This window comes from Polaromonas potterensis, assembly GCF_033446725.1.
Taxonomy (GTDB): domain Bacteria; phylum Pseudomonadota; class Gammaproteobacteria; order Burkholderiales; family Burkholderiaceae_C; genus Polaromonas.
Window position 1 is genome coordinate 294,575 of the sequence record NZ_JAWQLX010000001.1, and the last position, 23,779, is coordinate 318,353.

20 protein-coding genes are annotated in these 23,779 nt (G+C 62.6%); 15 read left to right on the top strand and 5 right to left on the bottom strand.

The window, feature by feature from the left end:
• The first annotated feature begins 168 nt into the window (after positions 1 to 168).
• The 4 genes from murU to R6254_RS01440 all read left to right on the top strand — a co-directional run bounded on the left by murU (position 169) and on the right by R6254_RS01440 (position 3,242).
• Positions 169 to 861, top strand: a complete 693-nt coding sequence (gene murU, locus R6254_RS01425; RefSeq protein WP_318403831.1) for an N-acetylmuramate alpha-1-phosphate uridylyltransferase MurU — start codon at positions 169 to 171, stop codon at positions 859 to 861.
• A gap of 19 nt (positions 862 to 880) precedes the next feature.
• Positions 881 to 2,266 carry an aminopeptidase P N-terminal domain-containing protein gene (locus R6254_RS01430; protein ID WP_318403832.1) on the top strand — a complete coding sequence of 462 codons (1,386 nt, stop codon included), beginning with the start codon at positions 881 to 883 and terminating at the stop codon, positions 2,264 to 2,266.
• 57 nt (positions 2,267 to 2,323) lie between these two features.
• A complete protein-coding gene (locus tag R6254_RS01435; RefSeq protein WP_318403834.1) occupies positions 2,324 to 2,716 on the top strand; it encodes a glutaredoxin family protein in 393 nt (130 codons plus the stop codon).
• A 289-nt stretch (positions 2,717 to 3,005) separates the two neighbouring features.
• Positions 3,006 to 3,242, top strand: coding sequence for a DUF2061 domain-containing protein (locus R6254_RS01440; RefSeq protein WP_318403835.1), 237 nt, complete (start codon positions 3,006 to 3,008; stop codon positions 3,240 to 3,242).
• 221 nt (positions 3,243 to 3,463) lie between these two features.
• On the opposite strand, the gene R6254_RS01445 is transcribed toward R6254_RS01440, so the two are convergent.
• Positions 3,464 to 3,778: a hypothetical protein gene (locus R6254_RS01445; RefSeq protein WP_318403836.1), complete on the bottom strand. Its 315-nt coding sequence runs from the start codon at positions 3,776 to 3,778 to the stop codon at positions 3,464 to 3,466.
• 335 nt (positions 3,779 to 4,113) lie between these two features.
• On the opposite strand from R6254_RS01445, the gene R6254_RS01450 reads away from it, so the two are divergent.
• From R6254_RS01450 to R6254_RS01460, 3 genes are all read left to right on the top strand, one after another.
• The gene (locus R6254_RS01450) at positions 4,114 to 6,432 is read left to right on the top strand and encodes an NADP-dependent malic enzyme (RefSeq protein ID WP_318403837.1); all 2,319 of its coding nucleotides are present in this window, start codon (positions 4,114 to 4,116) and stop codon (positions 6,430 to 6,432) included.
• A gap of 187 nt (positions 6,433 to 6,619) precedes the next feature.
• Entirely contained in the window at positions 6,620 to 7,027 is a 408-nt protein-coding gene (locus R6254_RS01455) for a guanyl-specific ribonuclease (RefSeq protein ID WP_318403838.1), read from the top strand.
• A 53-nt stretch (positions 7,028 to 7,080) separates the two neighbouring features.
• On the top strand, positions 7,081 to 7,482 hold the full coding sequence (locus R6254_RS01460) for a barstar family protein (RefSeq protein ID WP_318403839.1): 402 nt from the start codon (positions 7,081 to 7,083) through the stop codon (positions 7,480 to 7,482).
• Positions 7,483 to 7,821: 339 nt separating this feature from the next.
• Here the strand turns inward: R6254_RS01460 and rsmA are convergent, their stop codons facing one another.
• The 3 genes from rsmA to R6254_RS01475 form a co-directional block, all read right to left on the bottom strand.
• On the bottom strand, positions 7,822 to 8,598 hold the full coding sequence (gene rsmA, locus R6254_RS01465; RefSeq protein ID WP_318403841.1) for a 16S rRNA (adenine(1518)-N(6)/adenine(1519)-N(6))-dimethyltransferase RsmA: 777 nt from the start codon (positions 8,596 to 8,598) through the stop codon (positions 7,822 to 7,824).
• A gap of 154 nt (positions 8,599 to 8,752) precedes the next feature.
• Positions 8,753 to 10,174, bottom strand: a complete 1,422-nt coding sequence (locus R6254_RS01470; protein WP_318403843.1) for a peptidylprolyl isomerase — start codon at positions 10,172 to 10,174, stop codon at positions 8,753 to 8,755.
• A complete protein-coding gene (locus tag R6254_RS01475; RefSeq protein WP_318403844.1) occupies positions 10,167 to 12,626 on the bottom strand; it encodes an LPS-assembly protein LptD in 2,460 nt (819 codons plus the stop codon). The genes R6254_RS01470 and R6254_RS01475 overlap by 8 nt, the downstream gene beginning before the upstream one ends.
• Before the next feature lie 109 nt (positions 12,627 to 12,735).
• Between R6254_RS01475 and R6254_RS01480 the strand changes: the two genes are divergently transcribed.
• The 8 genes from R6254_RS01480 to R6254_RS01515 all read left to right on the top strand — a co-directional run bounded on the left by R6254_RS01480 (position 12,736) and on the right by R6254_RS01515 (position 22,755).
• Positions 12,736 to 13,803, top strand: coding sequence for an aminoglycoside phosphotransferase family protein (locus R6254_RS01480; protein ID WP_318403846.1), 1,068 nt, complete (start codon positions 12,736 to 12,738; stop codon positions 13,801 to 13,803).
• Between the two features lie 97 nt (positions 13,804 to 13,900).
• Positions 13,901 to 14,629: a 16S rRNA (uracil(1498)-N(3))-methyltransferase gene (locus tag R6254_RS01485; protein ID WP_318403847.1), complete on the top strand. Its 729-nt coding sequence runs from the start codon at positions 13,901 to 13,903 to the stop codon at positions 14,627 to 14,629.
• On the top strand, positions 14,626 to 15,984 hold the full coding sequence (locus R6254_RS01490; protein ID WP_318403848.1) for a hypothetical protein: 1,359 nt from the start codon (positions 14,626 to 14,628) through the stop codon (positions 15,982 to 15,984). Before R6254_RS01485 ends, R6254_RS01490 begins: the two co-directional genes overlap by 4 nt.
• Positions 15,981 to 16,688, top strand: coding sequence for a hypothetical protein (locus R6254_RS01495; protein WP_318403849.1), 708 nt, complete (start codon positions 15,981 to 15,983; stop codon positions 16,686 to 16,688). The genes R6254_RS01490 and R6254_RS01495 overlap by 4 nt, the downstream gene beginning before the upstream one ends.
• Entirely contained in the window at positions 16,666 to 19,512 is a 2,847-nt protein-coding gene (locus tag R6254_RS01500) for an ATP-binding protein (RefSeq protein ID WP_318403850.1), read from the top strand. The genes R6254_RS01495 and R6254_RS01500 overlap by 23 nt, the downstream gene beginning before the upstream one ends.
• Positions 19,484 to 20,698, top strand: a complete 1,215-nt coding sequence (locus R6254_RS01505) for a hypothetical protein (RefSeq protein ID WP_318403852.1) — start codon at positions 19,484 to 19,486, stop codon at positions 20,696 to 20,698. Before R6254_RS01500 ends, R6254_RS01505 begins: the two co-directional genes overlap by 29 nt.
• Positions 20,699 to 20,813: 115 nt before the next feature.
• Positions 20,814 to 21,983, top strand: a complete 1,170-nt coding sequence (locus R6254_RS01510) for an MFS transporter (RefSeq protein WP_318403853.1) — start codon at positions 20,814 to 20,816, stop codon at positions 21,981 to 21,983.
• Between the two features lie 304 nt (positions 21,984 to 22,287).
• Positions 22,288 to 22,755, top strand: a complete 468-nt coding sequence (locus R6254_RS01515) for a YidB family protein (RefSeq protein WP_318403854.1) — start codon at positions 22,288 to 22,290, stop codon at positions 22,753 to 22,755.
• A gap of 102 nt (positions 22,756 to 22,857) precedes the next feature.
• On the opposite strand, the gene R6254_RS01520 is transcribed toward R6254_RS01515, so the two are convergent.
• A complete protein-coding gene (locus R6254_RS01520; protein WP_318403856.1) occupies positions 22,858 to 23,751 on the bottom strand; it encodes an alpha/beta hydrolase in 894 nt (297 codons plus the stop codon).
• Positions 23,752 to 23,779 lie beyond the last annotated feature (28 nt).

The following is a 23,779-nucleotide window of genomic DNA, read 5'->3' on the forward strand; positions in this document are numbered from 1 at the left end:
GGATGTGCCCGCCGGCAGTGCCGCTGCGGCGACTTGGCGCAGCGCGCAGGTCGGCGATACGACTAAGGATCAACACCCCAGTCGCTAGCAATTCAATAGCTGCTTGCGCCCGTAACATAAGGTCTGTAGGCCAATTTGGCTTATAAAAAGGTGATAATCAAAATCAATATGAGCACCCAAGCCCTGATTCTGGCCGCCGGTCGCGGCGAACGCATGCGACCGCTGACCGACCACCACCCCAAACCCCTGTTGCCAGTGCAAGGCAAAGCGCTGATCGTCTGGCACCTGGAGGCCCTGGCGCGTGCCGGCGTCACCGATGTGGTGATCAACACCGCCTGGCTGGAAGAGCAGTTTCCAGCCGCGCTGGGTGACGGCAGTACGTTTGGCTTGCGCCTTCGTTATTCACACGAAGGCGCGCTGTATGGCGGCGCACTGGAAACTGCAGGCGGCATAACCACCGCCTTGCCGCTGCTGCAGGACGCGCCGTTCTGGCTGGTGGCCGGCGATGTGTTCATGCCGGGTTTTGATTTTCCGGCCCTGGATGCGCAGCGTTTTGCGGCCGCCAGCGCACTCGCGCACATCTACCTGGTGCCCAACCCGCCGCACAACCCCAGTGGTGACTTTGGCATCAGCCCCGAAGGGCGGGCGCTGTCCCGGGCCGAGGAACAGTTCACCTACAGCACCCTGGGCCTGTACCGTCCCGCACTTTTTAAACACACAGCGGCAGGCCAGAAAGCGGCGCTGGCACCGCTGCTGCGCCAGGCCATGCAAAGCGGTGAGGTCACGGCGGCGCTATATTCAGGGCCATGGACCGACGTGGGCACCCCCGAACGTCTGGCCGAGCTGAACACCCACCGTTGACAACCAGGCGCTTCTACGCATGACCACGATTTACGAAAAACGCCGCGCCGCCGTGGCACGCGCCCTCAAAGCCGCCGGCGGCGGTGTGGCCTTGCTGCCCACCGCGCCCGAGTTGGCACGCAACCGCGACAGCGACTTCCCCTACCGCCACGACAGCTACTTCTATTACCTGACCGGTTTCGACGAACCCCAGGGCTGGCTGGTGATTGAAGCCAATGGCCGCAGCACCTTGTTTTGCCGGCCCAAAGACCTGGAACGCGAGATCTGGGACGGCTTCCGGCTGGGGCCCAAGGCGGCACCGGCGGCGCTGGGGGTGGATGCGGCGTTCAGCGTGGAAACCCTCGAAGAAAAAATGCCGGCCCTGCTGTCCAACCAGCAGGCTGTGTGGTTTCCGTTTGCCACCCACAAGGGCCTGGAGACACAGGTTGACGGCTGGCTGAATCAGGTGCGCGCGCGCGTGCGTTTGGGCGCCGAGTGCCCGCAAAGCCAGCACGACCTGTGCAAGCTGCTTGACGAGATGCGGCTGTTCAAGGACAGCCACGAGATCGCCATCCTGCGCCGCGCCGGAAAAATTTCCGCCGGTGCCCACGTGCGTGCCATGCAAACCTCGGCCGCCATGTTGCGTCAGCCCGTGAAAGGCGGCCTGCGTGAATACCACCTGGAAGCCGAGTTGTTACACGAGTTTCGCCGCCACGGCTCGCAGTTTCCGGCCTACACCAGCATCGTCGCGGCCGGCGCCAATGCCTGCGTCTTGCACTACCGTGCCGGCAACGCCGAACTCAAGCCGGGCGATCTCTGCCTGATCGACGCCGGCTGCGAGCTCGACGCTTACGCCAGCGACATCACGCGCACCTTCCCGGCCGACGGCAAGTTCACACCGGCGCAACGCACGCTGTACGACATCGTGCTGGCCGCGCAAGAAGCCGCCATCGCGGTCACCAAACCCGGCAAACGTTTCATGGACCCGCACGATGCCGCCACCCGTGTGCTGGTTGAAGGCATGCTGGACACCGGCCTGCTGGCCAAAAACAAACACGGCCAGGTCAATGACGTGCTGGCCTCGGGCGCCTATCGCCAGTTCTACATGCACCGCACCGGCCACTGGATGGGCATGGACGTGCACGACTGCGGCGACTACACCGAACCCGGCAGCAAAGCACGCGAAGAAAAAGACGCGCTGGGCCAGAGCGTGATGCGCAAACCCTCACGCATACTGCGGCCCGGCATGGTGACCACCGTGGAGCCCGGCATTTACGTGCGGCCCGCCAAAGGTGTGCCCAAGGAGTTCTGGAATATCGGCATCCGGATTGAAGACGACGCGCTGATCACCACCAAAGGCTGCGAACTGCTGACACGCGGCGTGCCGGTGAAAGCCGATGAGATTGAAGCCTTGATGCGGGGTTAAAGCGGCGTTGAAGCAGGGCGGCGCAAAGCCGGCGTAACGTGGCCTCTAAAATTGGCCATGAAAATTTTTGTCCGCTACTTCTTCAAAACCCTGCGCCTCATCCTCGGCCCGGTGCTGCTGCTCAAGGAAACACTGACCCGACCGAAAGGCCTGAACCGCGCGCCAGCCGCGCAGGAAAAAGTCGATCAGCAGTGTCAGGCCCTGGTCTTGTACCAATACAAAACCTGCCCTTTCTGCATCAAGGTCAGGCAGGAAATCAGCCGCCTGTCCTTGACTATCCAGCGCCTTGACGCGCAGCAAGAAGGTGTCACCCGCCAAGCCTTGCTGCAGGGCGGCGGCCAGACCAAAGTGCCTTGCCTCCAGATCACCGACGACAACGGCCACAGCCAGTGGCTTTACGACTCGGAAAAAATTGTGGCTTATCTGCGCGGGCGGTTTGCGGCGGCTTGACTTGAATTCACCAGGCCGCCTGACCGAAGAGCCAGTTCATCGGGTTCGGCGGCCTCCAAGCTTTCAGCGAAAGCCTGAAACGCTATTAAATTCATAGCTAACCACGCTCATCTTACCTGGGCCAGAGGCCTTTTTCTCATAGACTTCGTGTAGGCGCCCGATGCAGAGGTGCCACCCGCACTATCCAGGCTTTAGCAAAAACCAATTGGCCAAAATGATAGTCAATTCATATCATTTAATTCATATCGATAGTTTTGTCCATTTTTTGCAATCAGCCCGGAGCCCAACCATGGCCAAACTTGTTCGCAGCAACTTGCCCACCCTGAAAAAAACCGCCAGCTATTACGTGCTTCACGTGACCGTGGCGGCCCTGGTGGCCTATGCGGTCACAGGCAACTTTTTGCTGGCGCTGACCCTGAGCCTGCTGGAACCCACGGTGCAGGCCTTTGCCTTTTTCTTCCACGAAAAAGCCTGGCAGCGCTGGGGAGGCCAAGGTGCAGCCACCTCAGTCCCGGCTGCGGCCTGACTCGTTTCGGGTGTTCATGGGCTTGCATTTGCCCTCTGTGCTGCGGAAGGGCTTACAGCCCGCCATAGAGGTTTAACCCCGCAAAGTTGCACGCCCGAATCGGGGTTAACTTTGTGGATAAGTAGTGGCACAACATGAAAATGTGGCGCCACCATTGGCTTTGCAGGGTGCTGCTTGCGAAATAAGCAGCACCTGGCCTAGCCGCACAAGCACCCCTGTGCTCAGCAGACTGCGGCACTTTGTGGCGTCAGGTGAAGTTCAAAATGCGCATCGCTTTCACCGATGTTCTTCAAACCAGCGCGCTGCGCCGTCTCAAAAGCCTTGGGCCACTTCACGGCCAGGCTTGCCATGGCAGCGCTCAATTCACTGGCGTCACACTCGCAGGCATCACGCCACGCGCGATACGCCTCCACAACCGCGTCCGCGCCGCCCAGACCGCGGTTCAATTCTTTGATAAACCGCAACTCCGCCGAAACCCTCTCCGCAGCGGGCAAGCCATCCATGCCATGAAGGCTGACGCCGTATGGTTCGTTCATAAAAAAAGCTCCTATTGGTAACTGTATAAATATACAGCTATTTGGGCTTGGGAAATTTTCTCTTCGATGTTGCGTCTCTTTGCGCTGGCCTGGGTCAGCGGGGTGTCTCCAGGGATTCGACATGAACCCCGGATTATTTGCGACATACCCCCACCAGAAGTGACATTCACGGCGGATCGCTACAAGCGGCACGCCAAGCAGCTTTGTGAAAAAGTCAAAAGCACTGCACCTGTTTGCGTAAATTCACTTACTAGGGTTTCCCCAAGCGTCGGCCTACAATCGCAGACCTTACAAAGATTCGGCCCTGCCGGGGCCACTGCTCAGGAGACCATTGAATGCCCGAAGTTGTGCCCGCCGCCCCTAATAACAACCAGGAAAAACGCGACGAATTGCGCCGCGCCGCGCTGGAATACCACGAGTTCCCGACCCCCGGGAAAATCGCGATCGCGGCCACCAAACAGCTGGTCAACCAGCGTGACCTGGCCCTGGCGTATTCGCCCGGCGTGGCCGCTCCTTGCGAGGAAATCGTCAAGGACCCGAATGCCGCCTTCAAATACACCAGCCGCGGCAACCTGGTCGCGGTGATCACCAACGGCACGGCCGTGCTGGGCCTGGGCAATATTGGCCCGCTGGCGGCCAAGCCGGTGATGGAGGGCAAGGGCGTGTTGTTCAAGAAGTTCGCCGGCATCGACGTCTTCGACATCGAGATCAACGAAACCGATCCGGTCAAGCTGGTGGAAATCATTGCCTCGCTGGAGCCCACCTTTGGTGCGGTCAACCTCGAAGACATCAAGGCGCCCGACTGTTTTTACATCGAGCGCGAGCTGCGCAAGCGCATGAAAATTCCGGTGTTCCATGACGACCAGCACGGCACGGCCATCACCGTCGGTGCGGCCATCCTCAACGCCCTCAAGGTGGTCGGCAAACACCCGTCCCAGGTCAAACTGGTGACTTCGGGCGCAGGCGCGGCAGCCCTGGCCTGCCTGGGCCTGCTGCTCAAGCTCGGCATTCCGCGTGAAAACATTTATGTGACCGATCTGGCCGGCGTGGTCTACGAAGGCCGCACCGAGCTGATGGACGAGGACAAGATCCAGTTCGCCCAGAAAACCTCGGCCCGCAGCCTGGGCGAGATCATCGAAGGCGCGGACATCTTTCTGGGCCTGTCGGCCGGCGGCGTGCTCAAGAAAGAAATGGTCGCCAAAATGGCGCTCAAGCCCATCATTTTTGCGCTGGCCAACCCGAACCCTGAAATCACGCCGGAAGACGTGAAATCCGTGCGCGACGACGCCATCATGGCCACCGGCCGCACCGATTACCCGAACCAGGTCAACAACGTCCTGTGTTTCCCCTATATCTTCCGGGGCGCCTTGGACGCCGGCGCCTCCACCATCACCATCGAGATGGAAATTGCCGCGGTGCATGCGATTGCCGAATTGGCCCAGGCCGAGCAAAGCGAGGTGGTGGCAGCCGCCTACCTCGGCGAAAAACTCGCTTTTGGCCCGGAATACCTGATTCCCAAACCGTTTGACCCGCGCCTGATGATCAAAATTGCGCCCGCCGTGGCGCAGGCGGCAGCCGACAGCGGGGTGGCGCAGCGTCCCATCACCGACATGGATGCCTACCGCGAAAGACTCCAGAGCTTTGTCTATGCCTCGGGCACCACCATGAAACCGATTTTTGCGACGGCCAAAAAAGCCAGCAAAAAACGCGTGGCCTATGCCGAAGGTGAAGAAGAACGTGTGTTGCGCGCCTGCCAGATCGTGGTGGACGAAGGCTTGGCCCGCCCGACGCTGATCGGCCGGCCCGCCATCATCGCCCAGCGCATTGAAAAATTCGGCCTGCGCCTGAAGGAAGAGCTGGACTACGACGTGGTCAACGTCGAGCAGGACCACCGCTACCGCGACTTCTGGCAAACCTACCACCGCATGATGGAGCGCAAAGGCGTCACGGTGCAGATGGCCAAGATCGAGATGCGCCGCCGCCTCACGCTGATTGGCGGCATGTTGCTGCACAAAGGCGACGTCGACGGCCTGATTTGCGGCACCTGGGGCACCACCGCCCACCACCTGGACTACCTGGACCAAGTGATCGGCAAACGCCCCGGCGTCTGCACCTATGCCTGCATGAATGGCCTGCTGCTGCCCGATCGCCAGGTTTTCATGGTCGATACCCACGTCAACTACGACCCCACGGCCGAGCAACTGGCGGAAATCACCACCATGGCCGCCGAGGAAATGATGCGTTTTGGCATCAAACCCAAGGCCGCGTTGCTGTCGCACTCCAACTTTGGCACGTCCAACCTGCCCAGCGCCCTGAAAATGCGCCGCACGCTGGAACTGTTGCGCGAAAACGCGCCCTGGCTCGAAGTGGACGGCGAAATGCACGGTGACGTGGCGCTGGACGCGACGGCCCGGGCCGCGATCATGCCCAACAGCACCCTGGCCGGTGAAGCCAATCTGCTGGTGCTGCCCAATATTGATGCCGCCAACATTGCGTACAACCTGCTCAAGACCGCTGCCGGCGGCGGCATTGCCATTGGCCCCGTGTTGCTGGGTGCCAGCAAGCCGGTACACATCCTGACCGCCAGTACCACCGTGCGCCGGATTGTCAACATGACAGCCCTGACGGTGGCGGATGCCAACGCATCCAGATAAGCCCGTAATAGACAGCTAGCACTAACTTAGATTCGCAACAACCCCACTCCGGGCTGCCTAAACTTTGAGCAGGCACTTGCAATTTTTGCCCGGATGCGTCAAACTCTGTCTCTTGAAATTTAAGGGTTAACCCGGCACCTGTCAAAAGGTTTGGCGGCTTGATCCGGTTCAAGAAAGACGTTTTTTCATGTTGCGAAAAAGTTGGGCTGGTTGGCAACTGGCCATGGCCGTCATGCTGGCGGCTTTGGGCACAGGGTTCAGCCCCGATCTGGTGCAAGCCAAGGGGACCACATCCGGCACCGGAATCAGCACCGTCGCTATCGCCGAGTTGCCCGTGCAGGGTCGCAACATGGTTAGATTGATTTACCAGGGTGGGCCGTTCAAGTACGACAAGGACGGTTCGGTGTTTGGCAATCGGGAAAGAATTCTTCCTGCCAAAAACCGCGGTTACTACCGCGAATACACCGTTCAAACACCCGGTGAACGCAGTCGGGGCGCCCGGCGCATCATTTGTGGTGGATTTGTACCCACGACGCCTGATGCTTGTTATTACACCGATGATCACTACGCGAGTTTTCGCAGAATTATTCAATAAATTCTGCAGTGATCATCAACTTTGAGTTTTTGACTTAAGAAAGAGAAGCGGAGATGGATATACCACTTCGTACTGTTAGACCTAATATCGTGCAATCCATACGCGCTTTCCGCGTGCAGGAGCTGCAGGATGCCGCGACACAGCTGAACCAGCATTTCCTGTATGCCAACCTGGGCAATGCCCAGAGCAAGCAGGAAGTTCTGGACATGCTGGCGACACAGTACACATTCCCGGCGCATTTCGGCAAAAACTTTGATGCGCTGTACGACTGCATGACGGACCTGGTTCACAAGTCCGGCCCGCAGCCCGGCTTTATCGTGGTGCTTGAGCAGATTCCTGCCAACGCCAAATTCGACAAGGAAGCGCGCGAGCAATTACTGGACATCTTCCGGGATGCCGCGGACTACTGGGCGGATCGCAAGATCCCGTTCAGATGTTTCTATTCTTTTCTGTAGCCCGCTCCCCAGACATTGGCCAAGGGGATCGGGCGAATGAGGCCCAGCAAGCAAACAGCATCGACGGTGAAGAACCGATGCCGACCGACAAACTGCTAGACGTGTCGCCCTTGGCGTTACGTATGAGCAGCCCGTTTAACGCGGGTTACTGGTTGGCAGCGGCCTGACGCCTGGCGACACCGCTCACAAAAAAGCCCGTTCTTCAACGGGCTTTTTTTATGCGCGGGACAAAACTACGAGCTTTGCCACCAGATTAAGAGCTAAATCGGCCTTTAGCCCTTACTGGCAGGGCGTAATCAGCTATTAAGTTCATAGCGACTGCGATGCCCCGCCCAATCCTCAGAAAGCGGCCGCCGCACCCAAAGCCTGTGCCAGCGCCACATACTCGGCCACCGGCACTTCTTCGGCCCGCCGCTGCACATCAAACGGCTGGTCGTATTGTTTTTGCGCCAGCCACTGACCCAGCGAATGGCGCAGCAGTTTGCGGCGCTGGCTGAAGGCCACACGCACCACCTCGCTCAATAACAAGGCATCCAGCTTGGCTGGTTCGGCGTGGGGCACCATACGCACCACCGCACTGTCCACGCGGGGCGGCGGATCAAAACTCTGAGGCGGGACAAACAGCACGTTCTCCATGGCGTATCGCCACTGCAGCATCACGCTCAGGCGGCCGTAGTCGCTGGTGGCGGGCCGGGCCACCATGCGGTCAATCACTTCCTTTTGCAGCATGAAGTGCTGATCTTCGATGACCTCGACTGCCTCCAGCAGGTGAAACAGGATGGGTGTGGAGATGTTGTAAGGCAGGTTGCCGACAACGCGTATTTTTTTACCCGGCATAGTGGCCGCCAGCGCCGCAAAGTCCACCCTGAGGACATCGGACTCGACCACCGTCAATAACGGGTGCGCGCGTAATTGTTGCGCCAGATCGCGGTCCAGTTCAATCACCGTCAAGTGGCCCAGGCGTTCGGCCAAGGGCTGGGTCAGTGCCGCCAGGCCAGGGCCAATTTCCACCATGGACTGACCGGCCCTGGGGGCAATCGCCTGCACGATGTCCTCGATGATGCCCTGGTCCGTCAGGAAATGCTGGCCGAAGCGCTTGCGCGGGATGTGTTTCATGCGCCCCCAGGCTGATGCCCGCACCCGGAAGTAGACGCAGGTACACCAACGCTACTCATGGGGAGCAGACATTTTTCCGACGGGCCGCCCCTAGGAAAAATAGCCCCCTCGGGGGGCAGCGTAGTACGCGAAGCGACAAGCGTGGGGGTCACATTCATTGCGGCGGATCCCGGTATTCCACATAAGCGCGGCCGCGCACTTCCTGCGCCCAGGCGGTATAAGCCTCTTCAAATTTTTTCTCACGCAGCAGGCCGCGCACAACTTCACGCTGCTCGCGTGTGGACAGCTTGGAATTGCGCCGCTCCAGCACCTGAATCAGATGCACGCCAAAACGCGAGACCAACGGATCGGCCACCTGACCGGGGGCCAGGCCGTTCATACGTTCCTCGAACTCGGGCACAAACATGCCAGCCCCCGCCCAACCCAGGTCGCCGCCGTCTTTGGCGGAGGCGTCCTGGCTGTGTTCGCGGGCCAGTGCCGCAAAATCGGCTTGGCCGGCGGCAATTCGTTTTTTGAAGTCCGCCAAGCGGGCCACGGCATCCGCCTCGCTGAGCTGGGGGCCGGTGCGCAGCAAAATATGGCGGGCCCGGGTTTCGGCCACGGTGGCGGCCGGTGCACCGGCACGTTTTTTCTCCAGCACCTTGAGCACGTGGAAACCGGCACCGCTGCGCAGTGGGCCGGCGACACCGCCCACAGGCAGATTTTGCGTCGCGGTTACAAACAGTTCGGGATAACGGTCGGGCGCGCGCAGCCCCATCTGGCCGTCCCGGCTGCCGCCGGGCGCATTGGAAAACTCCTTGACCAGCGCGGCGAAATCGGTGCCACTGCGGGCGCGTTCTGCCGCCAGTTGAGCCTTGGCCTGAAAACCCGCGACCTGTTCGGGGCTGGCGTTTTCAGGGACGGCCACCAGGATTTGCGCCAGGTTGATTTCCAGCGCGGAGGCACCTGCCGCGCCGCCACTTTCCTGCTCGCGCAGAAACTGGTCGATCTCTTGCTCGCTGACTTTGGCCCGGGCATCCAGCTCGCGTTCACGCACGCGGTTCAGCAAAATCTCATTGCGCAGGTCGGCGCGAAACTGGGAAAACACCAGGCCTTCAGCCGTCAGGCGCCGGCGCAGCTCGTCGGCCGACATCTGGTTTTGTCGGGCGACGTTGAGCACGGCGTCGTCCACCATGCTGTCGCTGATCTGCACACCGGTTTCCTTGGCAAGTTGCAACTGGGCCCGCTCCACAATGATGCGCTCCAGCAGCAGGCGCGCCAGTTCATTTCGCGGTGGCACCTGCGCACCTTGTTGCAGCATTTGCTGCTCGGTGCGCAACAGGCGGGCGCGCACCTCGTTGTTGGTGACCGGCTCGGAGTTGACCACGGCCACGATGTAGTCGGCCTGCTGTTGTCCGCCGGCGCGGCTCCCCAGGCCCAGGCTTTGCGCGCCCAAACCAGGAGTCGCACGCAACTGGCCAGGCGGCCTGAGGGTTTGGGCCTGCGCCAACATCGCAGGCAGAGTCAGCACCAAGGCCAAAGCCATGGTGGTTGACGGGCGAAGGCTCAGGCGCTGGGAAAAGCTGGGTTTAGTCATAGTTGGTAAAACGGCTTGGCGTCACACTCTGCTCGCGCAGGAATTGGTAACGCGGAATGCTGGCTTTCAGGGTTTTCAGGGGATTTGCGCCTATGCGCGAAAACCCGACGAGTTCCAGCTGGAACATAAGGCGCGTGCTGTTGGCAATGGTACTTTGCTGGGTCCGCTCCAACACAATCCGTCCTATCCAGCAGCAGCCGTCGTATTCGACGCCCAGCACCATGTCGACGAATTTTTTGTCGGGCACGCTGTAATTCAAGCGCCCCACGCTGTACCAGCGGCCCGGGCCCTGACCGCGTCCGACGCCCAGGTCTTTGCCCTTGTCGCCCCACAAATCATTGATGGGCCATTGCCAGCCCACATCATATTGTTCGCTGACATTGCGCTGGCGGCGATAAGCCGCATTGATGACGCGGTAATTGCTAGGGCTGTAACGGCCGCCTATGGTCGAACGTTCCGAGAGATTGGTTTTCGGGTTGTACTGGACCGTGGTGTCCAGCGACCAGGCTTTGGTCAAATTGACGGTCGCGCCCAACAGCAGGTCGCTCAGACGTTCGGATACCGGCACCACCCCGGGCAAGGTGACCTGCTGGTCCTTGAAGCGCAGACGCTGGGCCACGCCCAGGCGCAAGGCCTCGGCGCCGGTGTCGGGGTCCAGCAGGCGCGAGGTGACCCCCAGCGTCAGCAGGTTGGAGTCTGAAATACGGTCGTTGCCGACAAATTCATTTTCCGTGAACAAGGTCGCAAAGTTGAACGCGTTGGCACCGGAGTCGTAATTGGGCAGGTAACTCTGGTTGCGGTAAGGCGTGCGCACATAAAAAGCGCGTGGCTCCAGCGTTTGCGTGAAGGCCTGGCCGAAATAGCTGGTGTCACGCTCGAAGGTCAGGCCGCTGTCCAGGCTGAAAGTCGGCACGACACGGGACGCCGAACTGGCGCCGTTGATCAGCGGCCCATCAAACTGGTAGGTGGTCGCATTCAACATCAGCTTGGGCGTGATGTAACCGCTCGGCCGTATCCAGGGCCGGCTGATCTGGGCCAGAGCAAAAGTCCGGTTGGCGTTCGGCTGCCGGGTCAACAAGCGGTCGGCTTCAAACCGCGTGTAGTCGGTGCTGATCGAATAGTCCAGCCCGCTCAGCCCCCCCACGGGCACATTGACGCGCGTGTAAGCGGCCGTGAGCTGAGGCATGCGGTCATAAGGCGGAACGATGGGCGAGTTCACGTCCTGCAGGGTCTGGTATTTCAGGGTACGCACCGCGGTTGAAAAATACCCTCTGCCCCAGTTGAGACTGGCATCGCTGGTCAGCAGCCGCTGCGTCAATGAACTGTTGGCACGCGGGAAATCGCGCCAGTAGTTGTCGTCGCTGACCCGGTTCACGTTCAGGTTGATGCCAACCCCGCCTATCGCCGCCAATCCGGTGTTGAAGGTGCCGTTGTGCAGGTAGTTGTAGGACCAGCGGTTGCTGTTGCGCAAGGTGTCGTTGGGCATCAGGTTGGCGCGCAACTCGCCCTTGTAAGTCGGCTCCAGGTAGCGGTACTCGCCAGCCAGGTCCACGCCGCGTTTGCTCATCAGCGTGGGCGCAAACGTCGCATCGCGGTTGGGCGCGATGTCGAAATAATAAGGCGTGGTGACACTCATCCCGCTGACGCTGTTCAGGCTGATGGTGGGCGGCAACACGCCGGATTTGCGCTTGTCGCTGAGCGGAAAACTGAAGGTGGGAGCCGCCAGAATGGGCACATCCATGAAACGCAGGACGCCGCCCGAGGCCTCGCCCATTTCAGCTTCTTTGTCGAACTTGATGCTGCTGGCCTTGACGATCCAGGCCGGCATCCAGCTCGGCCCTTCGCCGCGCTGGCAGGTGGTGAAGGTGGCGTCGTAGGCCACCAGACGTTTGTCGTCGAGAAAATCCACCCGTGTGGCCGCGCCATGCCCGCTGTTTTGCAAAAATTTGTAATCAGGCTGGGTGAAAAAACCTTCAAAGGTGTCGAGCTTGAGCTCCAGCTCCGGCCCGCTGAACAGGTTGCCGCTGCTGTTGACACGAACATTTCCCCGGGCTTTGATCACGTCGGCCGGCTGGTTGTATTCGAGCCAGTCAGCGCGTATTGCCGAGCCGCCGCGGCGTAATTCGGCATTCCCGTCAATCGTGGTTTCCAGCGACGGCCGGCCCGACATGCGGTCGCCAAACACAAAGGTCGGCAGCTCCACCCCCGGGCCGCCTGGCGGTGTTTCGGCCAGCATGGGGGAGCTTTTCAGCTGAGCCGGCATCCCGTTGCCCTGGCGCGGACCCGGCGCAGGTGCGTCCGCGGCCTTCTCCAACTGCTCTTGGGCCGGGGTGGTGTTTTGGGCGTAAGCCATGCTCCCATGCCCCAGGCCCAGCACGGTGCAAGACACCAGGCTGAGCGCGGCACGGGCCACCGGGGAGAGAATAAAGCGCGAGCGGGATGCGCGATGCATCGGAAGTATGAGATAAACCCGTTTATAAAATCAGGCCCGATTATCCTATGCCCACCCAAGCCCCTCCCCATCTTTTGATTCTTATCCTTCAGGCAGGCCGAAAGACCGCATGACCGACTCCCTCATTGCCTGGGCAGACAGCGCCCGTGCCGGTGCTTTTGGCGCCTGGCTCCAGGCCAGCACCCCGACCCACGGCTTGTTGCCCGAAACCTTGCAACTGGCGTCCGCCGACGCCAGTTTTCGCCGCTATTTCAGGATTTGCACGGCTGATGGCGCCAGTTGCATCATCATGGATGCCCCGCCAGCCCAGGAAAACTGCCAACCCTTTGTCCAGGTCGCCGCCTTGATGGCCGAGGCCGGCCTGAACGCGCCACGCGTGTTGGCCTGGGACCAGCCTCAGGGTTTCATGTTGCTGAGCGACCTCGGCGCACAAACCATGCTGGACGTGATAGCGCAGCAGCCCGAAGCCAACAAAACGCAGCGCGCCTATACCTTGTACCGAGATGCGGTGGATGCGCTGATCAGCTGGCAGCTGGCTTCCCGGCCGGACGTTTTACCGGCTTACGACGAGGCCTTGTTATCGCGCGAGCTGGCGCTATTTCCCGACTGGTATGTCGCCAAACACCGCAGCATCACCCTGGACGCCGCGGCGCAAGCCACACTGGACAAGGCCTTTGCGCAGATCAAGGCCAGCAACCTGCAGTCGCTGAATGGCGCCCGGGTTTATGTGCACCGCGACTTCATGCCGCGCAACCTGATGCTGGACAGCAATGGCCAGCTGGGAATACTGGACTTCCAGGACGCCGTCTACGGCCCCATCACTTATGACATCGCCAGCCTGATGCGCGACGCCTTTATCAGTTGGCCGGAAGACTTTGTGCTCGAAATCACCGTGCGTTACTGGGAACAGGCGCGCAAGGCCGGCCTGCCGGTGGGTGATGATTTTGGCGAGTTTTACCGCGCCGTGGAGTGGATGGGCTTGCAGCGCCACCTCAAGATCCTCGGCATTTTTGCGCGCCTGACCCTGCGCGACGGCAAACCCAAGTACCTGGCGGATACACCGCGTTTTATCAACTACGCCCGCTCCACCTGCGCCCGTTACCGCCAGTTAGGCCCGCTGATGGTGCTGCTCGACCAGATCGAAGGCAACGAGACCCGGGTAGGTTATACGTTTTGACACTCTTTTTCATGAAGAAACAGGCCCTCAGCCCAGCAGGGACGGGCGCAAGCAGCTATTTATTTAATAGCGAGTCCGTGTTGTCGAAAGCCCGCCCATGACGGCCCGCTTCTACGCCGACCTACCGCTGCAGCCCGGTGAATCCCTGGCTTTGCCGGAACGTGCGGCGCGCCATGTGCAGGTCTTGCGCCTGCAGCCGGGCGACGCCATCACCCTGTTCAACAGCCAGGGCGGCGAATTTGAAGCGACGATTGAACGCATGGGCCGCAGCGACGTGCAAGTTTTGGTCAAGGCCCACAGCGCCGTGGAACGCGAAATCGGCCGCGCCATCCACCTGGTCGTCGGTATGCCGGCCAATGAACGCATGGACTGGCTGGTCGAAAAAGCCACCGAACTCGGTGCGACCAGCATCACGCCGCTGATGGCCGAACGTTCGGTGTTGCGCCTCAAGGGTGAACGTGCCGAGAAAAAACTCGCACATTGGCAAGGGGTGGCCATCGCCGCCTGCGAACAATGTGGCCGCAACCGCCTGCCGCAGATGTTGGACATTCAGACGCTGGTCGATTGGGTCGCCGCCTTGCCGGCATCCAGCGCCGCGCCCCGGCTGTTGTTGTCGCTGCGCGCCGGTACCCAGCCTTTGGCGCAGGCACTGGCGGCCTGGGACAGTACCGCACCCGTCACCCTGCTCAGCGGCCCCGAAGGTGGCCTCAGTGCGGCCGAAGAAGACGCGGCCGTGGCCCGCGGTTTTGTCCCGGTCACGCTGGGCACGCGTATTCTGCGCGCCGAAACCGCACCGCTGGCCGTGTTGGCCATCCTGGCGCAATGACGGCCACGAGTCGACAAGCGTCCTGGGGCGCGGACTTGCCGCCCCCCGTCGGCCTGGAAGCTGAAACCCCGCTGGCCGATTATTTTCGCGATGCCGACCATGCCAGCGACTCCTCACTGGCCTGGCAGATGGAGCAGAAGTCCGCGCAGATCGACGCCATGCGTGGGCTGTTTTATGGCCCGCCCGGCCTGGTGCGCCTGCGCCTCTGGGTGTTTCTCACCCTGATGGGCCAGGCCGAAGCCACCTTGACACGGGAGCAACTCGACCCCTTGTTTCACGCGATTCGCCCGGAGGCGCTGGACCTGGTCCTCAAACGTTTCCGCGAGCTCGGCTTGCTGAGTTGGGACGAAACCCAGCGCCACCACGGCATCACCACGCTGGCGCAACAAGTGGCCGCCGTGCTGGGACCGCTGAGCAGCGACCAGGACGACGAACTCGCCGGTCTGCTCGGGCAAGTCGTGGGCGCGGACCAACTCGGCACGCTGGACGGCCGGCAGGTGCAGATGCTGCAAGCCCAATTGGGCCGATTACACGGGGAGTTCCAGGACGCGATTGCCAGCGGTTCGGAGTTTCGCCTGCGCGAAGCACGCAAACGTTATGACCGCGCCGCGCGCCTGATAGACCGGGCCTCGGATGCGATCAGCGCCATCATCGGCAACGCACGCGGCCAGGTGGCGCTGGAAAAAGCCGCCCGCGGCCTGGGCCAGGCCCAGTCGCGCCTGCTGGCCATGGCCAGCCAGTTCAACCGGGCCCTGCAACAGGTGGACCGCCAGCGTGTCACCTTGGGCACCACCGGTGTCACCAGCACCGACGTCAAACGCTGGCTGCAGACCGTGACGGCGCTGGACCCACTGGCCGAAGCAGCCATGGCCAGGCCGGTCGGCCTGGCCGTGCTGGCGCCGCATGAAATGCTCGACGTGACCGAGGCCGAATTCGAACGCGACCGGCCCCAGGCCAGCGCGCCCGACCCGCTGCCGGCGGCCCAGATCGCGCCCGAAGGCAACCTGGGCACCGTCGCCCTGCCGCAAGAACTCGCGGAGTTGTCCAGCTTGCTGGCGCAATGGGGACTGCTGGCCGAGGGCGACAGCGCCGGGCCACACCCGCTGGCCGAGGCCTTGCTGGGCTCGTTGGGCGCCCCTTCACGTTACGCCCAAGTGGCGTACAAGGCGCAACTGATTCCGCTGCTGGGCGACGCGCAAGCCCGCGGCCTGGCCGGCGCCACCGGCGATCTGGCGCGCCAGCCCTGGCGCGCCGAATGGGGCACAGAGCTGCAAGCCCTGGACCATCCGGCCGTCTCCCACCTTTCGCAAGGACTGCTTCATCCCATGACCCCTGACCCCACCAACGCCCCATGAGTGATGCCACGGACAATGCCGGCCTGCTGATTGCAGAGCTGCTCTCATGCAAATACCTGCCGCGCACCCATGTGCGGGTGCGGCGCGCCCTGTCCGACGCCGAACTGTTCGGCCAAATCGAACAACGCCTGGCCCAGGTCGGCCTGCGCTGGATGGACAACATCTACGCCGACCATGTCTGCCTGGCACTGCTGCCCGCGGCGCAAGGCAGCGTGCTGGGCGAGGCCGGTATCAACGCCAACAACAACCTGGAGCTGCCGCGTGATGCGATCGCGCTGCTGGTCGTGGTCTGGTCGCTGATCGTGTTGCCCAAACGCGAGCGGCAAACCAGCCGCGTCGCCCCCGACGTGCCACAAAACGAGATGTTTGCCGGCAGCAAACCGCTGCCGTCGGCCCGCAGCGTCAGCCCGGTGTTGTCCTACAAAACCCTGCTGGAAGACTATGGCAACCAGCTTGGCAAAAAAACCCGGCTCGACACCAACCTCAAGCTGCTCGAGCGCCACGGCTTTATCCTGCGCAAGCAGGACGACATCGCCGAAGGCCCGCTGCTCGACGTGTTGCTGAACTATGACGTGCTGGCGCCCCGCATCCTGAACGGCGCACTCGCCGATGTGCTGGCGCGCGAACAAGCCCAGCAGCCCACCTCTCCTCCAGGCGACCCGACGCCCACCCCACCTGCCCATGTTTCATCTTCAGAGTCTTGAACTCGTCCACTGGGACTACTGCCAGCGTGTCAGCCTGCCGCTGGACGCCTCCATCATCACCATCGCCGGGCCCAACGGTTCCGGCAAAACCACGCTGCTGGACGCCATGCGCACGCTGCTGGGTCTCAAATGTTCGCAGCCGCGCGACTACAAGACCTATGCCCGGCACGCCGGCGCCAACGTGGCCTGGCTGCGCGCCGTGGTCGACAACCGCCCGCAGAACCGCCAGACCTCGAGCCGGCCTTTTGCGCGCCGCCTGATTTACAGCGACCAGGTCACGCTGGTCTGCCGCATAGACCGCAACGGCGGCGACTGGCAGCGCCGTTATGCCGTGCTCGAAGGCGATATCAGCATAGAAACGCTGACCGCCACGCCCGACAAGGACTTGGGCCTGATGGGCATAGAAGCCTGGAACCGGCTGCTGTCGGCGGCTGGCCTGTCGCCGGCGATTGCCAAGGTGTTGTCGCTGGAGCAAGGCCAGACCGACCGCCTCTGCGAATACAGCCCACGCGAGCTGTTGCGCCTGGTGTTCGACGTGTTTGGCGACCAGGAAGTGCTCAACGCCTATGACACGGCGCGTGAACACCAGCAGCAACTGACGCGCGAAATGCAGCAGGCTGAAAAAGAGCTGGACCACAGCAAGGCGCAACTGGCCGAGTTGCAGAACAAGGTCACCAACTACAAAAACTGGCAACACAAGGTGCAGGAGCGCGAGCGCCTGGCCACCGAAGTGCTGCCGGTGCTGGCCTGGCACGGCGAACGCCAGGACCTGAGCAAACGCAGCCGCGAGTTGTACCGCCAGCGTATCGCCGCCCGCCTGGGCCAGGCCGAACGCGACGCGCACAACGCCCAGTTGCTGGAACTGCTGCAGGCCCGCACCCAAGCCGAGGCCGAAGAACGCCGCCTGCTCGGTGAACGCAACGAAGCCGCCACCCTGCGCGACCAGTCGCGCGATCAGGAGCGTCCGCTCGAGTTGCTGGAAAAACGCGCCGCCGAACTCGCCAGCCTGGCCTCCGACGAAGCCGACGCCGGCGCTGTCAACACCCGGCTGGGTGGGCTGGAAACCGACAAATCCGCGCTCGAAGACCAGCTCAGCGAGTTGCGCGGCCGCCAGGCGAAAGCCCTGGCCCTGCTCGAATCCTTGCAAGGCCAACGCACGCCGCCGCCGCCCGAAGAAGCGCGGCGTTTCCGCCAGCGCCTGCAGGCCGAGAAGATTGAACACGGCTTTCTCGCCGACATCGTCGAGGTGCGCGACGAACGCTGGCGTGCCGCCATCGAAGGCATGTTGCGGCCCAGCCGCTGGATGGTGCTGCTTGACGACCACGCTCAGGAAGTCAAGGCTTACGAACTCGCCGAACGCGAGCGTTACCGCCACTACATCGCGGTCGGCACCGACCGCGTGGCCCAGGCGCCGGCCGACTCGCTGCTGGCACAGGTGCAGTTTGACGCCAAGGTGCCGCGCTGGCTGGTCCAGCAGTTGGAGAACCTGCGCTGCGTCAGCAACCCGCGCGAAGGCCAGAAGAGTGGTGGCGCCTGGATCACCGAGCAGGCTTATATGCACGACGGCCGCGGCGCGCGTTCGGTCTGGGTCGAGCCGCGTGACTACCAGTTTGGCGTCGCCGCCCTGCAGGCCCAACGTGAGGCCTGCGAACGTGACATCCAACGCGGCGACGCGGCCCAGGCGCCGATCGCCGAAAAACTGCGCGAGCTCAAACGGCAGATCGAAGACGCCAGGCAAAGCCTGGCCGGCCACACCGCCGCCGAAGAACTGGCGCGGCGCAGCGAAGAGTTTGCCGACGCCCGGCGCGCGCTGCCGGCCGCCAGACAGGCGCGTATCAGCGCCGCCACACGTTGGCAGCAGCTGGACCAGGACCACCGCGCGGCCAGCCTGCGCCAGCAACAAAGCGACAGCGCCTACCGGTCGCTGCAACAAAACCTGCAGAAAAAAACCAATGAGGCCGCCCACGCCGCGCAAGACTGGCAGCAGCGCCGGACCCAGCTCTCGGTGGAGATTGATACCTCCCGGCAGCGCAAGCGCCAGTTCCCGGCCACGTGGATCACACCCGACAAGCTGCGCGAACTGACCGCCACGTATCAGAACGCCACCCAGGCCCGCCTGCGGCTGCAGGCCGTGGAAGAAGACCTGGCGCAGGACACCTGGGAGCAGGACGCCACGGTCGAAGAACGTTACCGGCGCATGGAGGCCACGGTGCGCGACCAGGGTTTCAACCTGGACGATCACCAGGTCAAAAATGCGCAGGCCGGCAGCGCGGTTTTTAACGCGCGCGAAAGTTATATCGAGGTCTTGCGCAGCACCGTGCGGCGTTACCGCAAGAACATCCAGGAGCTGGGTGCGCTGGCCGGCGTCGATGTGGCCGCCGATTTGCCAGCGCTGGAAAACGACGATACCGTCTTGACCCAGGCCGGCCTGAAGGTCAACTTCAACTTCGACGGCAAGGGCAGCATAGGCCTGAACGATGGCGAAGCCTCGGGCGGCCAGCAGGTCATCAAGTCGCTGATCCTGCTGGTCGGCCTGCTCAAGGACGAGGACAACGCCTCGGGTGGTTTTGTGTTCATCGACGAACCTTTTGCCCACCTCGACGTGCGCAACATCCAGTTGGTCGGCCACTTCCTGCGCTCGACCCAGGCGCAATATGTGTTGACCACGCCCATCACGCACAACCTGGAAGTGTTCGAGCCGGCCGAGATCACCCTGGTCACCAGCAAAAAGCCGCGCGACCAGCGCTGGGCGCCGCCGATTGCGGTCGCCAAGCGGCGCGGCCTGCCGGAGATGAGTGTGGCCGGCACCGGAACTGGCGGCTGAGGCAACGATGATCGCCACGGTGGCCAGCGGCAAAAACCGCCGCACGCGACAATCCACCGCAGCCTTCAGCGGCGTCACCGGACTGCCGCCGCTGAGCGCGGCCCAGCACGCGGTGCTGCTGCGCTGGCTCAAAGCCGAGGCGCAGGAGCGTAGCTGGCAGGTGTTGCTGGACGCCGCAGGCGCCGAACAGCTGGACGCGGCCGACAGCTTGCTGCAGGCCTTGTTGGGCGCCGGCGCCATCGCGTTGAAAGAAGAGTTTCGCCACGCGCAGTGGCAGCCCTGGCGCGTGGTCTGGCGCGACCTGCCGGCGCTGCAACGCGCCGCCGGCTTGGTGGCGGCGCCGGAACGCGAAGCCGCGCACCAGGATGTACGCGCAGCACTGCAGCGCCTGGCACAAAGCCATCCCGAGTTGTCCGTCGCCGTGCAGCACGGCCTGGACGCAGCTTTGCCCCAAACCACGCTGCAGGCCCGCGCCCAGCTGTTGCAGGCCCTGGCCCAATGGCGCGACGAACAACGTGACGGCCTGCGCCAGGACTTTGCGCTGTCCGCACGCGGCCACACCAAAGCCATCACCAACGCCGAATGGGCCTGGCTGGAGACACAGCTGCCGCTGGAAGCGCTGGGCATCGCCCGCTTTGCGCCCCTGCTGTGGCTGGGTGGCGCGCTCTCGCTGCGCCGGCAGGATTTCCAAATGGACTTGCGCAGCATGGTTTTTTGCGGCCTGCCCAGTACCCAGTTTGCCTCGCCGCTGACCGTCACGGCTGGCCCGAGCAGCTACTGGCTGATTGAAAACCGCGCCAGCTTCGAGCGCCAGGCGCGCCAGCTGGAAGCCGGTGTCTGCCTGATCTGGTTGCCGGGCCGGCCCGGCCACGACTGGCAAACGGCGGTGGCCTGGCTGATCGCACAAGCCCCGGCGCCCGGCCGCATCAGTTGCGACCCCGATCCCGCCGGCATCCAGATTGCCCTGACCGCCGGCGCGCTCTGGGAACAAGCCGGCTTGCCCTGGCGCAGTACCCAGATGGCGCCCGCCCTTTGGCAAGACGGCAAGACCTTGCCCCTGAACGACTACGACCACCGGGTGCTGATAGAGCTGCAGGCCCAGCCCGGCCTGCCCGTGGAATTGCAGGGATTGCGTGACTACCTGCTAGACGCCGGCCACAAGGCCGAGCAGGAGGGCTGGTTGTGAGGTGGCGCAGTCGCTCCACTTTTGATAGCTGCTTGCGCCCGTGTTGTATGGGCTACAGGCCTTTTTTCTTAAGAAATTGCCCCGGCTCTCGGTGGCGTTCTATACACTCTGAAACATGAACCGCAATCTCTGGCTGCTCGCCGTCTGTCAAGGCCTGTTCCTCACCAACAACGTCACCTTCATCGCCATCAACGGCCTGGTCGGCCTGGCCTTGGCGCCGCTGGGCTGGATGGCGACCTTGCCAGTCATGGGTTATGTGGTGGGCGGCGCGCTGTCGACCGGGCTGGTGGCGCGTACACAACGCCTTTTTGGCCGAAAAACCTCGTTCCAGCTCGGACTGCTGGTGGCCATCGCCTCGGCCTTGCTCTGCTGTTATGCGGCTTACAGCCGGAACTTCTGGCTGCTGGTCACGGCCACCGTGGTCGCCGGTTATTACAACGCCAACGCGCAGCTCTACCGTTTCGCCGCCGCCGAGCTGGCGCTACCGGCCTTCAGGGAAAAAGCCATTTCCCTGGTGATGGCCGGCGGCCTGATTGGCGCCGTCGCCGGGCCGAACTTGGCGGCCCACACGCGGACCCTGACCGAGGTGCCGTTTGCCGGCGCTTACCTGGCGCTGGCCGGTGTGGCCCTGCTGGCGATGGCGCTGCTCGCTGCCGTGCAGTTTCCGCCAGCGCCGGTACAACACGCCGCTGGCGGTGGCCGACCCTTGCGCGAAATCATGCGCCAGCCGGTGTTCATCGTCGCCGCCGCAGCCGGTGCGCTGGGTTATGGCGTGATGAACCTCTTGATGGCCGCCACGCCGATAGCCATGCAACTTTGCAGCCTGCCGTTTTCCGACGTGGCCCTGGTGCTGGAGTGGCATGTGATCGGCATGTTTGCACCCGGCTTTTTCACCGGCCACCTGATCAAACGGTTTGGCACCCTGCCCATCATGGCGGTGGGGCTGGTATTGAATATTGTGTGTGTGCTGATTGCACTGTCGGGCGTCGAGTTTCAGCAGTTTCTGATCGCGCTGTTTTTACTCGGCCTGGGCTGGAATTTCCTGTTCACCGGCAGCACCACCCTGGCCTTGACCGCTTACCGCCCGGAAGAAAAAGACAAGGCGCAAGGCGCGCTGAATTTCTGCGTGTTTGCGGTGTTGGCCCTGTCGTCCCTGGTGTCCGGCGTGTTGGTCACCACCCAGGGCTGGACCTTGCTGAACCTCGGCTCCTTGCTGCCCTTGGGCCTGACCGCGCTGGCGCTGGGCTGGCTTGCACTGGCGCAGCGCCAGCCGCAGAATGCCTAAGAGCCTGTTTACGATCTAAAGGGGGTCGCGTTGGGGCGCAATCGGGATGAGTTGCTCGCCAAGATCACGCAGCATGGGCTGATGCCCATGCAAGGGATTTGGTGGGCAAATCGCCCGATTTCGTCCCAACCCGCAGGGCAAGTGGATTCTCAGGCGGTCTGCGGCGTTGCAAAATCAGCCAAGGCACAAGCCTTGGCTTGGATTTTGCGCCTTGCATCCCATCCTGATAATCCACTTGCGCGACCCCCTTTAGATCGTAAACAGGCTCTTTGGCCTTTTTGTTTTTACTCACTGGAGCACGATCATGGGTTTATTCGATTCAGTTTTAGGCGCGGTCATGAATGGGCAACAAGCCCAAGCCGGTGCTGCCGGCGGCGGCCTGGGTGGGCTGATCAACATGGTGACCAGCAACCCCCAATTACTCCAGGCCGTGACGGCCATGTTGAGCAATGACAGCCCCCAAGGCGGCCTGGGCGGTTTGTTGCAAAAGTTTCAACAAGCCGGTTTGGGCGACGTGGTGGGGTCCTGGGTCGGCAGCGGGCAAAACCAGCCGATCTCCGGCGAGCAGCTCAGCAACGTGCTGGGCCCGGACACCTTGTCCGGCCTGGCCGAAAAACTGGGTGTGGACCCGGGCGAAGCCGCCGGCCAGCTGTCCAACATCCTGCCCGGCCTGATTGATCATCTGACGCCGCAAGGCCAGGCCCCGGAGCAAGGGCTGGGTACTACCGGCGACCTGATGGGCATGTTGGGCGGTCTGCTGAACAAACGCTAAGCAGACCTTGAACCGCGCGGGCCGCCTGGCCGACCCCGCTTACTCGCTATTGATTTGATAGCTTTTTGCGCCCATTCCATATGGGCTACAGACCTTTTTTCCTTAGAAATGGCGGTCCAGCCAGTCTTTCAGCGTGGCAAACACCGGCGCGCTGTCGGCCTCGTTGAACAGTTCGTGGAACATGTCGTCGAAACAGTGGGCCGTGACCACCTGGGCCGCACCGTTGCTGGCTGCCGCCGCCGCAAAGGCGCGGCTGCCGGCCGGATTCACCAGTTTGTCCGCGCCCGCATACATCAGCAGGGTGGGCGTGGTCCAGCCGGCGGCCGCAGCCACGGTGGCCGGCCCGGCGGTCGCAATAAATTTGGCCAGCCGCGCGGAGATTTTTGCGTGCACCAGCGGATCGGCCAGGTAATTGCGCACCACCTGCGTATCGTGCGAAATGAATTCGGGATTCAGGCCGTTGTTGATACGCAGATTGGGCGCAATCGCCGGCAAGGTGGCCACCAGCAGTTTTTGCAAGGCACTGAGCCCCGGATCCAGCGCCGGTGAAGACATCACCAGGCCTTCCACCGGACGCAGCTTGAGCGAGACAAAACGCCCGACCACCAGGCCGCCTAGGCTGTGGCCCAGCAAAATCAGCGGCAGCGGGCCGGTCGCCCCATCCCGGCCAGGCAAACGCTGGGCGCGCAGCCGGGTGTTGTCGACCACCTCGGCCAGGTCTTCCAGCAACAAGGCCTCGCTGGACAAGGCGCCGCGTTCGCCGCCGGACTCGCCGTGGCCGCGCTGGTCATACGCACGCACCGCAAAACCCCAGTCGATCAGGCGGCGCGCCACATGGCCGTAACGGCTGGCGTGTTCGCCCAGCCCGTGAACAATCAGTACCACGGCGCGCGGCGGCAAGGCGGTTTCGGCCTCCCAGGCGTCTTGTGGCCACTCGTACAGCGCCAGATTTTCGCCGTCGCGGGCCGTGAAAGGCGCCAATACCGGGTTGTACATGCGATTCCTGAAATTAACTTTTAACGGA

Excerpts from the sequence above, each read along its gene's own strand:
- R6254_RS01445 (WP_318403836.1), bottom strand. The coding sequence starts at position 3,778 with ATGAACGAACCATACGGCGTCAGCCTTCATGGCATGGATGGCTTGCCC.
- murU (WP_318403831.1), top strand. The coding sequence starts at position 169 with ATGAGCACCCAAGCCCTGATTCTGGCCGCCGGTCGCGGCGAACGCATG.
- R6254_RS01430 (WP_318403832.1), top strand. The coding sequence starts at position 881 with ATGACCACGATTTACGAAAAACGCCGCGCCGCCGTGGCACGCGCCCTC.
- R6254_RS01450 (WP_318403837.1), top strand. The coding sequence starts at position 4,114 with ATGCCCGAAGTTGTGCCCGCCGCCCCTAATAACAACCAGGAAAAACGC.
- R6254_RS01440 (WP_318403835.1), top strand. The coding sequence starts at position 3,006 with ATGGCCAAACTTGTTCGCAGCAACTTGCCCACCCTGAAAAAAACCGCC.
- rsmA (WP_318403841.1), bottom strand. The coding sequence starts at position 8,598 with ATGAAACACATCCCGCGCAAGCGCTTCGGCCAGCATTTCCTGACGGAC.
- R6254_RS01490 (WP_318403848.1), top strand. The coding sequence starts at position 14,626 with ATGACGGCCACGAGTCGACAAGCGTCCTGGGGCGCGGACTTGCCGCCC.
- R6254_RS01520 (WP_318403856.1), bottom strand. The coding sequence starts at position 23,751 with ATGTACAACCCGGTATTGGCGCCTTTCACGGCCCGCGACGGCGAAAAT.
- R6254_RS01485 (WP_318403847.1), top strand. The coding sequence starts at position 13,901 with ATGACGGCCCGCTTCTACGCCGACCTACCGCTGCAGCCCGGTGAATCC.
- R6254_RS01515 (WP_318403854.1), top strand. The coding sequence starts at position 22,288 with ATGGGTTTATTCGATTCAGTTTTAGGCGCGGTCATGAATGGGCAACAA.
- R6254_RS01455 (WP_318403838.1), top strand. The coding sequence starts at position 6,620 with ATGTTGCGAAAAAGTTGGGCTGGTTGGCAACTGGCCATGGCCGTCATG.
- R6254_RS01470 (WP_318403843.1), bottom strand. The coding sequence starts at position 10,174 with ATGACTAAACCCAGCTTTTCCCAGCGCCTGAGCCTTCGCCCGTCAACC.
- R6254_RS01510 (WP_318403853.1), top strand. The coding sequence starts at position 20,814 with ATGAACCGCAATCTCTGGCTGCTCGCCGTCTGTCAAGGCCTGTTCCTC.
- R6254_RS01495 (WP_318403849.1), top strand. The coding sequence starts at position 15,981 with ATGAGTGATGCCACGGACAATGCCGGCCTGCTGATTGCAGAGCTGCTC.
- R6254_RS01480 (WP_318403846.1), top strand. The coding sequence starts at position 12,736 with ATGACCGACTCCCTCATTGCCTGGGCAGACAGCGCCCGTGCCGGTGCT.
- R6254_RS01475 (WP_318403844.1), bottom strand. The coding sequence starts at position 12,626 with ATGCATCGCGCATCCCGCTCGCGCTTTATTCTCTCCCCGGTGGCCCGT.
- R6254_RS01460 (WP_318403839.1), top strand. The coding sequence starts at position 7,081 with ATGGATATACCACTTCGTACTGTTAGACCTAATATCGTGCAATCCATA.
- R6254_RS01435 (WP_318403834.1), top strand. The coding sequence starts at position 2,324 with ATGAAAATTTTTGTCCGCTACTTCTTCAAAACCCTGCGCCTCATCCTC.
- R6254_RS01500 (WP_318403850.1), top strand. The coding sequence starts at position 16,666 with ATGTTTCATCTTCAGAGTCTTGAACTCGTCCACTGGGACTACTGCCAG.